Source organism: Marinovum sp. E3 (genome assembly GCF_055755275.1).
Map to the genome: position 1 here is coordinate 2,440,646 of NZ_CM146908.1, position 12,210 is coordinate 2,452,855.

The 12,210-nt window shown below is 66.4% G+C and carries 13 protein-coding genes; 8 read left to right on the forward strand and 5 right to left on the reverse strand.

The annotated features are described in order from the left end of the window. Positions 1 to 21 precede the first annotated feature (21 nt). Positions 22 to 837 carry a hypothetical protein gene (locus AC0J5K_RS11885; protein WP_274562642.1) on the forward strand — a complete coding sequence of 272 codons (816 nt, stop codon included), beginning with the start codon at positions 22 to 24 and terminating at the stop codon, positions 835 to 837. 23 nt (positions 838 to 860) lie between these two features. On the opposite strand, the gene AC0J5K_RS11890 is transcribed toward AC0J5K_RS11885, so the two are convergent. Continuing rightward, entirely contained in the window at positions 861 to 2,546 is a 1,686-nt protein-coding gene (locus tag AC0J5K_RS11890) for an NAD(P)H-dependent oxidoreductase subunit E (protein WP_074835362.1), read from the reverse strand. A gap of 175 nt (positions 2,547 to 2,721) precedes the next feature. Between AC0J5K_RS11890 and AC0J5K_RS11895 the strand changes: the two genes are divergently transcribed. Together AC0J5K_RS11895 and AC0J5K_RS11900 are read left to right on the forward strand one after the other, a co-directional pair. Further along, positions 2,722 to 3,750 carry an alkane 1-monooxygenase gene (locus tag AC0J5K_RS11895; RefSeq protein ID WP_074835364.1) on the forward strand — a complete coding sequence of 343 codons (1,029 nt, stop codon included), beginning with the start codon at positions 2,722 to 2,724 and terminating at the stop codon, positions 3,748 to 3,750. A gap of 40 nt (positions 3,751 to 3,790) precedes the next feature. Continuing rightward, positions 3,791 to 4,183, forward strand: a complete 393-nt coding sequence (locus tag AC0J5K_RS11900; RefSeq protein ID WP_048533705.1) for a hypothetical protein — start codon at positions 3,791 to 3,793, stop codon at positions 4,181 to 4,183. A gap of 4 nt (positions 4,184 to 4,187) precedes the next feature. On the opposite strand, the gene AC0J5K_RS11905 is transcribed toward AC0J5K_RS11900, so the two are convergent. Together AC0J5K_RS11905 and AC0J5K_RS11910 are read right to left on the reverse strand one after the other, a co-directional pair. Continuing rightward, complete coding sequence (locus AC0J5K_RS11905; protein ID WP_048530567.1) at positions 4,188 to 4,925, reverse strand: alpha/beta fold hydrolase; 738 nt, start codon at positions 4,923 to 4,925, stop codon at positions 4,188 to 4,190. 63 nt (positions 4,926 to 4,988) lie between these two features. After that, a complete protein-coding gene (locus AC0J5K_RS11910; RefSeq protein ID WP_274562633.1) occupies positions 4,989 to 6,332 on the reverse strand; it encodes an MFS transporter in 1,344 nt (447 codons plus the stop codon). An 83-nt stretch (positions 6,333 to 6,415) separates the two neighbouring features. Here AC0J5K_RS11910 and thrS point away from each other — a divergent pair, with 83 nt between their 5' ends. The 5 genes from thrS (at position 6,416) to AC0J5K_RS11935 (ending at position 11,285) form a co-directional block, all read left to right on the forward strand. Next, entirely contained in the window at positions 6,416 to 8,410 is a 1,995-nt protein-coding gene (thrS, locus tag AC0J5K_RS11915; RefSeq protein ID WP_074835366.1) for a threonine--tRNA ligase, read from the forward strand. A gap of 324 nt (positions 8,411 to 8,734) precedes the next feature. Continuing rightward, a complete protein-coding gene (locus AC0J5K_RS11920) occupies positions 8,735 to 9,040 on the forward strand; it encodes a BufA1 family periplasmic bufferin-type metallophore (RefSeq protein WP_048530564.1) in 306 nt (101 codons plus the stop codon). A 69-nt stretch (positions 9,041 to 9,109) separates the two neighbouring features. Next, on the forward strand, positions 9,110 to 9,967 hold the full coding sequence (bufB, locus tag AC0J5K_RS11925; RefSeq protein ID WP_048533703.1) for an MNIO family bufferin maturase: 858 nt from the start codon (positions 9,110 to 9,112) through the stop codon (positions 9,965 to 9,967). Then, the gene (locus AC0J5K_RS11930; protein ID WP_274562626.1) at positions 9,964 to 10,716 is read left to right on the forward strand and encodes an HvfC/BufC N-terminal domain-containing protein; all 753 of its coding nucleotides are present in this window, start codon (positions 9,964 to 9,966) and stop codon (positions 10,714 to 10,716) included. Before bufB ends, AC0J5K_RS11930 begins: the two co-directional genes overlap by 4 nt. Beyond that, on the forward strand, positions 10,713 to 11,285 hold the full coding sequence (locus tag AC0J5K_RS11935) for a DoxX family membrane protein (RefSeq protein ID WP_074835371.1): 573 nt from the start codon (positions 10,713 to 10,715) through the stop codon (positions 11,283 to 11,285). The genes AC0J5K_RS11930 and AC0J5K_RS11935 overlap by 4 nt, the downstream gene beginning before the upstream one ends. Here AC0J5K_RS11935 and AC0J5K_RS11940 read toward each other — a convergent pair. Together AC0J5K_RS11940 and AC0J5K_RS11945 are read right to left on the reverse strand one after the other, a co-directional pair. Continuing rightward, positions 11,282 to 11,773, reverse strand: a complete 492-nt coding sequence (locus tag AC0J5K_RS11940) for a hypothetical protein (RefSeq protein ID WP_274562623.1) — start codon at positions 11,771 to 11,773, stop codon at positions 11,282 to 11,284. The genes AC0J5K_RS11935 and AC0J5K_RS11940 overlap by 4 nt on opposite strands. A gap of 88 nt (positions 11,774 to 11,861) precedes the next feature. Beyond that, a complete protein-coding gene (locus tag AC0J5K_RS11945; protein ID WP_074835374.1) occupies positions 11,862 to 12,146 on the reverse strand; it encodes an HlyU family transcriptional regulator in 285 nt (94 codons plus the stop codon). Positions 12,147 to 12,210 lie beyond the last annotated feature (64 nt).

Genomic DNA, 12,210 nt, shown 5'->3' on the forward strand with positions numbered 1-12,210 from the left:
CCGCCGCCACACATTGGCCTCATGCGGCCCGCGATCCTGTTGTGTTGTCTTCTGATCCTCCTGCCTCCGCCCGCGTCTGCGGCGCCCAAGGGTGCCGCGGCCTGCGCCCGTATCGCCGAGGTGGCCGGCGCCGTGGGGCTGGCCCCCGCCTTCCTCGCCCGGGTGCTCTGGGAACGCGGCGAGATGACCGCCGGCCTGGCCATCCCCGCCACCGCCGGTCAGCTTGCCGGGCTTCAGGAGCGTTTTGGCAATCCCGGCCTCGCCGCCCTGGCGCTGTCCGGCGGCGCCGCTCTGGTCGAGCGTTACCTGGCGGGCGAAGGCATTGTGCCGGCGCATGTCGATTTCGTCATTCTCACCACCGGAGAAACCCCGGAGTACTGGCGAAACAACCCGCAGGAATGGCCCGAGTTCCGCCTGGCAGCCGAGGCCGATTTCGCCACCGCCTGCCGCGAACTGATCGCCGGACGCCGGGGCGAGCCGCTGCCCGAGCTTCCGCCCCTGCCCGAGGCCGGCTCGGTCGATCCTGCGCTGACCGCTGCGGCGCTGCCCAGCCTGCGCCCAAGGCTGCGCCCGACCCCGAAGCTGGGAAAATGGGGCGCGCAGCTGGCCTTTGGCAACAGCCGGGAACGCGCCCGCGCCAATTTCGACCGGGTCACTCGGGTCTGTCGCGAGGTGGTGGGCCGCAGCCCCGATCTGGTCTTTGTGGAAAACCGCGTGCGCGGCCGGCCCGGCTACTGGATGGCGCGGGTCAGCCGGATGGATCGTGACGCCGCGGAAGCGATCTGCCGCGACGCCCGCAGGCGCGGCTGCTCCTGCGCGGTCTACAAGAATTACTGAGCCTGCGAGGGCTCGCCCGGGCCTCAGATCTCGTCGGGGAAATGTTTCATCACCAGCCGGATCGGATTGGGCGCCGCCTGCCCCAGCCCGCAGATCGAGGCATCGGCCATCGCCTGGCTGACTTCTTCCAAGAGCCCCTGATCCCAGCTCTCCGCCTGCATCAGCTTGACCGCCTTTTCACAGCCGACCCGGCAGGGGGTGCATTGTCCGCAGCTCTCATCCTCGAAAAAGCGCAGCATGTTGAGCGCGGCCGCCCGCGCGCTGTCGTGATCCGAAAGCACCACCACCGCCGCCGAGCCGATAAAGCTGCCATGCGGCTGCAAGGTGTCGAAATCCAGCGGAATGTCATCCATCGAGGCCGGCAGCAGGCCCGAGGACGGCCCGCCGGGCTGATAGGCCTTGAAGCTGTGGCCGTCGAGCATGCCGCCCGCCGCGTCGATGATATCGGTGATGGTCGAGCCCGCCGGCAGCAGATGCACGCCGGGCCGCTTCACCCGGCCCGACACCGAATAGGAGCGCAGCCCCTTGCGGCCGTTCAATTCGACACCCGAGAGGATCTCGGGCCCTTCGCGACAGACCCGCGCGACCCAGTGCAGGGTTTCGACGTTATGCACCAGCGTCGGCCGGTCGAAGACGCCGACCTGGGCCACATAGGGCGGCCGGTGGCGCGGCAAGCCGCGTTTGCCCTCGATGCTTTCGATCATCGCGCTTTCCTCGCCGCAGATATAGGCCCCGGCGCCGCGCCGCAGATCGATATAGCCAGGGCGCACGATGCCGGCCGCTTCCAGCGCGGCGATCTCGCGGCGCAGGATCTCCAGCACCGCCGGATATTCGTCGCGCATGTAGATGAAACAGGTCTCGGCTTCGACCGCCCAGGCGGCGATCAGCATTCCCTCAAGGAAAACATGTGGTTCCCGCTCGAGATAATAGCGGTCCTTGAGGGTGCCGGGCTCACCCTCGTCGCCGTTGACGGCGAGGTAGCGGGGGCCGGGATTGCCACGCACGAACCCCCATTTCTTGCCCGAGGGGAACCCGGCGCCGCCCAACCCGCGCAGGCCGGAGGCCAGGATCTTTTCCTGCACCTCTTCCCAGTCGCCCGAGGTGCGCAATTCGGCAAGCGCATTGTATCCGCCACCTTCACGATAGGCGGCAAGCGCCTGATATCCGGGGATATGCGCATGGGTGTCGCCGGCTGCAATCGCAGCCTGAACCTTGTCGACATCGGCATGATCGATATGGCTGTGCCCCAGCTCCAGCACCGGCGCGGTGTCGCAGCGGCCCATGCAGGGCGCGCGCAGCACGCGGACTTCGCCGGGGTCGAGCCCCTCTTCCAGCGCGGTGCGCAGCGCCTCGGCCCCGGCCAGCTCGCAGGAGAGCGAATCGCAGACCCGGATGGTCAGCGCCGGCGGCGGCGTATCGTCTTCGCGCAGCGGGTCGAAATGGGCATAGAAGGTCGCCACTTCCCAGACCTCGGCCATCGGCAGCTTCATCTCTTCGCAGAGCGCGCGCAGATGCGCCGCCGAGAGATGGCCATGGGCGTCCTGGATCAGATGCAGGAACTCGATCAGGAGATCGCGGCGGCGCGGCCTGTCGCCCAGCAGCGCCTGCACCTCGGCCAAGGCCTGATCGTCGAATTGCCGGCCCTTGGGCGTGCGCCGCCCCTTGCCGCGGCCGGATTTCCAGACGCCCTTGCGATCGTCGAGTGCCATATTGCTTCCTTCCCTGACTTGCGGCGACTTTAGAAAGCCCGACAGCCCCTTGCGAGGCCAAATGCGACGTCTCGCCTGTCTTTCGCGTTGCCGGCTGCCCTGATAATTTCATGAATTGTCCTATCGGAAACCAAATCTTCCTATATGGACGTCAGACACGACAAGGATTTCGACCGTGACCCGCTTTGCCGCCACCACTCTTGCCCCTGTCTTGCTGCTTCTGGCGGCGGCTGGCTGGGGCGGTGTCTGGATCTGGCTGGCGCTGGCCTATCTGACGCTGCTGGTCTTTGCGCTCGACCGGCTGGGGGGGCTGGCGGCGCCGGGCGATCCCGGCACTGCCTTTCCGGCCGGCACCACGCTTTCGGCAGCGCTGGGGCTGATCCATTTTCCGCTGCTGGCGCTGGCCGTTCTGGTGGTGGCGGGCCAGACCGGCGCCACGTGGCCGGAACGGGCCGCGGCCTACCTGGCCTTCGGGCTGTTTCTCGGGCAGGTCGGCAATTCGAACGCCCATGAGCTGATCCATCGCGCCGACCGGCGGCTGCGGCGGCTTGGCGTGGCGGTCTATGCCTCGGTGCTCTACGGCCATCATGCCTCGGCCCATCCGCTGGTGCATCATGTGCATGTGGGCACGGCGAAAGACCCCAATTCGCCACGCGGACGGGAAAGCTTCTACCGCTATATCTGGCGGGTCTGGCGCGGCGAATATCGCGCCGGCAAGGCGGCCGAAACCGCCCGTCGCGCCCGCGCCGGCAAGTCCGGGCCGCATCCTTTCGCGATCTATGCCGGGATCAGCCTGCTCGCGCTGGCGGTGTCGGCCGGTCTGGCCGGCCTGCCCGGTGTGCTGGCGCATCTGGCCCTCGCGGCCTATGTGCAGAGCCAGCTGATGATCACCGATTACGTCCAGCACTACGGCCTGCCCCGCAGCCGCGGCGCCGATGGCAAACCCGAACCCTGCGGCCCGCGCCACAGCTGGAACACGCCGCATTGGTGTTCCTCGGCGCTGATGCTGAACGCGCCGCGCCATTCCGATCACCACAGCCGCCCCGGCGTGGCCTACCCCGGGTTGCGGCTCGACGAGACGCGGATGCCCACCCTGCCGCATTCGCTGCCGGTGATGGCGCTGATCGCGCTCTGGCCGGCGAAATGGCGGCAGATCATGGATCCTCTGGCCGAACGCTGGCGCAGCCGTCCCGCAGATTTGTGACTTGCCCCGCGCCGCGCGCTCCTGTCAGATTGGCCGCATGATGAGACATGCGCTGATCGCCGTTGCCCTTGCTCTTGCCACACCGGCCGTCGCGCAGATGTCGGCGTCGGAGTTCGAGGCCTATACCACCGGCAAAACGCTCTATTTCCGCTCTAACGGCCGCGACTACGGGGTCGAGGAATACATGGAGAACCGGCAGGTGCGCTGGTCTTTCCTCGATGGCCGCTGCCGCGAGGGCGAATGGTACGAGGACAGCCGCGGCATGATCTGCTTTGTCTACGAGGATTCGCCCGACCCCCAATGTTGGTCGTTTCGCCGCGGCGCAGACGGCCTGGTGGCACGGTTCGAGGATGACCCGGAAAGCACCGAGCTGTACGAGGCGCGGCAAAATGACGAGCCGATGATGTGCCTCGGGCCGGAAATCGGCGTCTGAGGCCTCAGCTCACCTCTTCGATCGCCCGCGCGATCAGCGGCAGGCAATCGGGCGCGGAAAAGCTGTGATCGGCGCCTTTCAGCAGGGTCAGGGCCATGTCGGGGCTGTCGGCATGATCGAGCAGGCGCAGCGCGGTCGCGCGGCTGACGGCCTTGTCCTCGGTGCCCTGCACGCAGCGCACCGGAAAGGGCAGCGCCAGCGGCGTCCGCAGGACCAGATGGTTGCGCCCATCCTCGATCAGCCGGCGGGTGATCCGATAGGGCGCGCCGTAGTCCGACGGCGCATCATAATAACCCTGCTCCATCACCTGCGCGCGCTGCGCTTCGGTGAAGCTGGCCCAATAGCCGTCTTCGGTGAAATCCGGCGCGGCGGCGATGGTGACAAGGCCCGCGACGGTATCGAGGCGCTGCGACATCAGCAGCGAAATCCAGCCCCCCATCGACGAGCCGACCAGCACCAGCGGCCCCTCGCAGGTGGCGCGGATCACTGCTTCGGTATCCTCGGCCCAATCGCCGATGCAACCCTCGTCAAACCTGCCCGAGCTGACGCCATGGCCGGAATAGTCAAACCGCAGGTAGGCCCGGCCCCGGTCGCGGCACCAGTCCTCGAGCCAGACCGCCTTGGTGCCGGCCATGTCGGATTTGAAACCACCGAGAAAGACCACGCAGGGCCCGTCGCCCCCGGTCTTGTGATAGGCGATCTGGCGGCCTTGGGTCGTGGTCAGGGTCTCAGGCGCGGTCATGCGGGGCTCCGGTTTGGTCGTGTCGCGGCGATATTGACTGTGCGACGATCGGAGGGCAACGCCCTATTCCTCCACCTCTTTCAGCCAGAGCGCGGCAAAGCTGGCCGCGACGCAGAGCGCGGCAAAGCCGATCAGCGAGACCGAGGGGCCGATCAGCGCCGCCAGCCCGCCGATCGCACCAGCCACCAGCAGCAAGGTGCCGATGGCAGTGTTGGCCAGCGCCGCATAGGTGGCGCGGCTTTCCGGCGGGGACATGTCGACAAGATAGATCGACCGGCCCTGCCGCACGCCGTGATAGGCCAGCATCAGCGCAAACAGGGCCAGCGGCAGGGCCCAGGGGGTGTCGCCCAGCCCGAGCCAGACCGCCAGCACCGCCGCCAGCATCGCCGCCGCGCCCAGCAGGCCGGTCAGCATCAGCACCCGGCGGCTCGACCAATCGGCCAGCCGGCCCCAGACATAAGAGCTGACGAAGGAGGCCAGCGCCGAGACCAGCACCAGGACGCCCAGCCCCCTGAGCTCGAGATTGCCTTGGCGGGCGGCGAGCAGCACGAAATAGGGCGGCGCCAGCGCGGTGGGCACCAGAAGGCCGCGCACCAGGATGAAGAGCTGCAATTGCCGGTCCTGCCACAGCGGCGCGAGCTCCGGCCGCGCGGCGCCGTCGGGGTCGCTCGGCGCTTCCTCGAGCCGCAGCATCAGCGCCGCCGCCGCCAGCCAGAGGCCGGCCGCCAGCGCGATGGCCATCAATACCGCAGTTTCGCTGCGCAGCACGCCGGTGAGCAGCAGCACGCCCAGCAGGATCACCCCGGCGGCCGAGATGCTGCCGGCCGCGCCGGTGACCGCGCCGCGGCGGGATTTGGCGACTGTCTTGCCCAGCACATCCTTGTAGCTCACCGAACAGGCCGCCCGTGACACCGCCAGCGCCGCCAGCGCGGCGCAGATCGCCAGCCCGGCGGCCCAGCCGGTGAGGCTCAGCGCCGCCAGCACGATCAGCGCCGCCGATGCCCCCTGCCCCATGGCGCCGACAGCCCAAAAGCGTTTGCGATAGCGCAGCCGGCGCAACCAGCCCGACAACAGGATTTGCGGCAGGAGCGCCCCGGCCTCGCGGATCGGCACCAGAAGCCCGACCAGAAGGGCCGGCGCGCCCAGTGAGGTGAGCAGCCAGGACAGGATCAACTTGGGGTCGATCAACCCGTCCGACAGCTTGCTGGCGGTCAGCGCCACCACATGGCGCAGCCCGTTGCGGGCTTCGCGGTTGTCGGTGGTCTCGCCGGAGATGCGGTGAAAAAGGTGCTCGGATATGGGCCTGGCTCCACGCTGGGACTCTGCCCGCAAGGTTCTAGCGCCCGGCCCGGCCCGGTCAAATTCCGGTCGCCGTTCCATCGATGGATCGGGCTTGGCGCTTGACATGCGCCGGCTCAGAGGTCACATCGCGCTGACCACATACCCGCAACCGGGCGTTTTGTAGGCGCCAAACCGACGAGGAGGCCGATATGGCTCAAATCTCCCTGACTTTCCCCGATGGCAATGCACGCAGCTTCGAGGCTGGCGTGACCCCTGCGGATGTGGCTGCCGACATTTCCAAATCGCTCGCCAAGAAGGCCATTTCGGCCAGTGTCGACGGCAAGCATTGGGATTTGCAGTGGCCCATCGAAAGCGATGCGCAGATCGCGATCAACACCATGAAAGACGCCGCCCCGGCGCTCGAGCTGATCCGCCACGACCTGGCGCATATCATGGCCCGCGCGGTGCAGGAAATCTGGCCCGACGTGAAGGTCACCATCGGCCCGGTGATCGAGAACGGCTGGTATTACGACTTCGACCGGCAAGAGCCGTTCACCCCCGAAGACCTCGGCGAGATCGAAAAGAAGATGCGCGAGATCATCAACAGCCGCGATCCGGTCCGCACCGAGGTCTGGGAGCGGGCGCGCGCGGTCAAGCATTACGAGGACAACGGCGAGCCCTACAAGGTCGAGCTGATCGAGGCCATTCCAGGCGACGAGCCGCTGCGCATGTATTGGCACGGCGATTGGCAAGACCTCTGCCGTGGCCCGCATTTGCAACACACCGGCCAGGTGCCGGCGGACGGCTTCAAGCTGATGAGCGTGGCCGGGGCCTATTGGCGCGGCGACAGCAACCGGCAGATGTTGCAGCGGATCTATGGCGTCGGTTTCCAGAACAAGGAAGACCTGCGCAAATACCTCAACTTCCTCGAAGAGGCGGAAAAGCGCGATCACCGCAAGCTGGGCCGCGAGATGGACCTGTTCCACATGCAGGAGGAAGCGCCGGGCCAGGTGTTCTGGCATCCCGACGGCTGGACCATCTATACCCAGTTGCAGGACTACATGCGCCGCAAGCAGCGCGTCGGCGGCTACCGCGAGATCAACACGCCGCAGGTGGTCGACCGCAAGCTCTGGGAAGCCTCGGGGCACTGGGACAAGTACCAGCACCACATGTTCGTGGTCGAGGTGGACGAGAGCCGCGACGGCGAAACCGATGATGCGGCGGTCAAGGACAAGGGCCAGACCCGGATCAACGCGCTGAAGCCGATGAACTGCCCCTGCCACGTGCAGGTGTTCAACCAGGGACTCAAGTCCTATCGCGACCTGCCGCTGCGACTGGCCGAATTCGGTTCCTGCGCGCGGTTCGAGCCCTCGGGCGCGCTGCATGGCATCATGCGGGTGCGCGGCTTTACCCAGGATGACGCGCATATCTTCTGCACCGAAGAGCAGATTCAGGAGGAATGCGCCAAGTTCATCGACTTCCTCGCCAATGTCTACGAAGAGCTGGGTTTCCCCGAGTTCGAGATCAAGTTCGCCACCCGGCCCGAGAAACGCGTCGGCAGCGACGAGAGCTGGGATTACGTCGAGGGCGCGCTGGAGAACGCGATCAAGGCGGTGGGCCGCGACTACACGCTCGAGCCGGGCGACGGCGCCTTCTATGGGCCGAAGCTCGACTTCTACCTGACCGACGCGATCGGCCGGGTCTGGCAATGCGGCACCTTCCAGGTCGATCCCAACCTGCCGGAGCGGCTGGGCGCCAGCTATATCGCCGCCGATGGCGACAAGCACCGGCCCTATATGCTGCACCGCGCCTGCCTCGGCTCCTTCGAGCGCTTCATCGGTATCCTGATCGAGAACTGGGAAGGCAAGCTGCCGTTCTGGCTGGCACCGCGGCAGGTGGTGGTCGCCTCGATCATCTCGGACGCCGATGACTACGTGAACGAGGTGGTGGCGGACTTGCAGGCCAAAGGCGTGCGCGCCGAGGCCGACATCCGCAACGAGAAGATCAATTACAAGGTCCGCGAGCATTCGCTGGGCAAAGTGCCGGTGATCCTGGCCGTCGGTGCGCGCGAGGTCGAGGAGCGGACGGTCACCGTGCGCCGGCTTGGCGAGAAACGCACCGAGGTGAAATCGGTCGACGAGGTGATCACGGCGCTGGCCAAGGATGCGCTGCCGCCCGACCTTGGCGGCGAAGACGCGGCATAAGGCGGCACAGGGATTGTAACATCCGGCAACTGCGCCGTGATCAGCGGCCAGGTCTTTTGCGCGGAGAGCGGCGCATTTGTAACATTCCAGCGCTGGACCCTTGCGGGGCGTCACAATTCATGTGGCGCCCCGACTGTTTTCAAACGATTTTTTCCATGATTGCGCAGATGCGGCATCACGCCCGTCTGACAGGTGATTACGCATCCGTGATCCACAGGCCTGTGAAGTGATCGCGGGCCGGGCATGGCCTTAGTCTTGGGTCAGCCGCCGCAGGGGTGGCATTGGACCAAATACTTGGAACCAAAGACCAAAAGGGATGTATCAATGTCGAAATTCGTGAAAACCGTTGCCGTCGCAGGTGCAGTTGCAGCCGCTCTGGCCGCGCAAACCACCACCGCCACCGCGCAGGAAAAAGAAAAATGCTTCGGCGTTTCGCTGGCCGGTCAGAACGACTGTGCCGCAGGCCCCGGCACCACCTGCGCCGGCACCTCGGTCAATGACTACCAGGGCAACGCCTGGACGCTGGTCGATGCCGGCACCTGCACCGAGATCGAGCTTCCGGCGATGGCCGATGGCTCGGCGCGCATGGGCTCGCTCGAGGCGCTCGAGCGCGATCTGCCGCAAGGCTGATCTGTCACCATTCCATGCTATGATGGGGGTGGGCAGAATTGCCCACCCCCCGTTTGAAGGGACATGTCCATGCCCGACGCCAGCCGTCACTTCGATGCTCTGCCCGCCGCCCCCGGCGTGGGCTACAAGCCGCAGCACTATAGCGCGATCCTTGCCGATGCCGCGCCAGTGGACTGGCTGGAAATCCATGCCGAGAACTACATGGGTGATGGCGGCCGGCCGCTGGCCCAGCTCCGCGCCCTGAGCGAACGCTTTGCCATTTCGGTGCATGGCGTGGGCCTGTCGATCGGCGGTGAAGGCGCGTTGGACCGCGATCATCTGGCGCGGCTGAAACGGCTGTGCGACTGGCTGCAACCGGCCAGCTTCTCCGAACATCTGGCCTGGTCCACCCATGACAGCCATTTCCTCAACGACCTGCTGCCGCTGCCCTACACCAAGGCCACGCTGGCCCGTATCTGCGCCCATATCGATCAGGTGCAGGACAGCCTCGGCCGGCAGATGTTGCTGGAAAACCCCTCTTCCTACCTCGCCTTCACCGAAAGCACATGGGAGGAACCCGCCTTTCTGGACGAGGTCGCCCGGCGCACCGGCTGCGGCCTTTTGCTCGATGTGAACAACGTCTTTGTCTCGGCCACCAACCTCGGGTTTTCGCCGCAGGGCTATATCGATGCCTTTCCGCTGGCCCGCGTCGGCGAAATTCACCTTGGTGGCCATGACGAGGATGAAGACGACCACGGCGCGCCGCTCTTGATCGACAGCCATGGCCGCGCGGTCGTCGATCCGGTCTGGGCGCTGCTCGACCATACCCTGGCCCGGTCGGGGCCGCGGCCGCTGCTGGTGGAATGGGACAATGACGTACCCGACTGGCCGGTGCTGCGCGACGAGGCACAGCGCGCCGCCGACGCGCTGGCACAGGTGCCCGCATGACCACCGAGGGCGCGTTCCGGCAGGCCCTGCTCGATGGCGCCACGCCATTGCCGCAGGGGCTGGTCGATGGCTCCGGGCGGCCCGCCGGGCGCCGCTATGACGTCTATCGCAACAATATCGCCACCTCGCTGGGCGAGGCTCTGGCGACCGGCTTTCCGGCGGTGGCCAAGCTCCTGGGCGAGGCCAATTTCAAGGCTGTCGCCGCACGTTACCTGCGCGCCGAACCGCCCCGCTCGCCCCGCATGATGTATTACGGCTCCGGCTTCGGCGGCTTTCTCGACGGTTTCGAACCGCTGGCGAAATATCCCTATCTGGGCGATGTGGCGCGATTGGAGTTCGCCTTGCGAGAGAGCTATCACGCCGCCGATGCCGCGCCGCTGGCCGCCGAGGCGCTGGCGCTCGATCCCGAGGCGCTGATGGCACTGCGATTGCAATTGGCCCCCACCGTGCGGTTGCTGCGTTCGCGTTTCCCGGTGGTCTCGATCTGGCGGTTCAACATGGTGCCCGACAGCCCCAAACCCGCCCCGGTGGCCGAAGACGCGCTGATCCTGCGGCCCGAGTTCGACCCGGTGCCCCATGCCCTGCCCGACGGCGGCGCCACGTTCCTCGCCGCGCTGCGCGCCGACAACACCCTGGGCCAGGCCTATGAAGCCGCGCTTGACCAGACCCCGGAGTTTGATCTGGGCGCGGTCCTGAGCCTGCTTCTCTCGGGCAACGCATTGACAGACTTGAAGAAAGGCACGCCATGACCGCGCTCATAAACCTCCATGACATGATCTCCGACGCTATAGAGCGCGCGTTTGACAGCCTCTTGCCGCTGCTGGCGCGGCTTGTCTTTGCCGCGGTTCTGCTGGTCTATTTCTGGAACTCGGCACTGACCAAGGTGGGGGACGGGTTTCTCGGCCTGTTCCAACCCTCGACCGGCGCCTATGCGCAGATCTTTCCCAAGGCCATGGAGGCGGTGACATATGACGTCAGCCAGCTCGGCGCCTTTCACTGGCTGGTGGTGGTCGCCGGCATGTGGGCCGAATTCCTGCTGCCGCTGATGATCCTGCTGGGGCTGGCCACCCGGCTGGCGGCGCTCGGCATGATCGGATTTGTCGCGGTGCAGAGCCTGACGGACCTCTATGGCCATGGCGGCATCAACCACCCCGAGACTTTCGGCACATGGTTCGACCGGGTGCCCGATGCGGCGATCCTCGATCAGCGGGCGCTCTGGATGTTCCTCTTGCTGGTGCTGGTGATCAAGGGCGGCGGCGCGCTCTCGCTCGACCGGATCATCGGCCGCGCGGTGCTGGGCCGGACACATGCCGATTAGGGGCAGCGGCCCCAGCTTCGGGTGTCGAAGTTCCAGCACTGGCCGCTTTCCTCCTTGGCGTCGAACAGCGGCGAGAAATCGGCGGTTAATATCGTGCCGGCGGCACAGGTCAGCTCGGCGATCTGCAAACCGTTGCGGGTGACCGTGAGCGTCCCGTCCTGCGGCAGCTCGCCATTGCGGTCGAAGCTGTGATGAATGCGGTATTCGAAAGCGCCGTTGGCAAAGGCCAGCTCTTCCCAATAGGTCCGGCTGATCCCGGGCCAGGGCGTCATGTGGATATCCTGTACATGGCGCGAAAAGACGATATCCGGCGCCCGCCCCGGCGGGCCATAGGCATAATAGGCCGCGCTGTCCTGCAGGCAGACCCGGATCTCGGTCTTGCCGCCCTCGACCGTGCAGTGAAACAACGGCGTGCCGGCATCGCCGTAACAGGCGGCCGCGGCGCCCATAGGCAGGCAGATGGCAGCAAGGGCAAGGGATCTGAACATCAGGCGACCTCCGGGCACGGCAGGTCTCAGCCTGGCCCGGAACCTGCCGCCCGGTCAATGGTCATGAGGACGCGATATTGGCCCCTGCTCAGCCGAAGAGCCGGTCGCCCTGTTCGTCGATCACCTGCCGGGCCTTGAGCAGCGACATCCGCTCGGCCTCTTCCGGGTCGGAAACAATGTCGGCGCGGATCAGGTCATGACGGCGCAATTCGCCGCCGATTTCCTTTTCGATCCGGGCACCGATGCGGTAGCCGCCGGATTGCTTGTCCGGCTGCGGATAGATCAGAAAGCCGTTGTAATCTTCGGGCTCGGGGTCGGATTTGGCCGCGCCCGCGCCGCTGCCGCCGCCAAAGAGTTTCTTGAATAGGGACATAAGCTGCGCTCCTCTTGTGCGGGCCGAGACGGTGCGCAGGAACTGCGCACCCTACGGGGCTTGC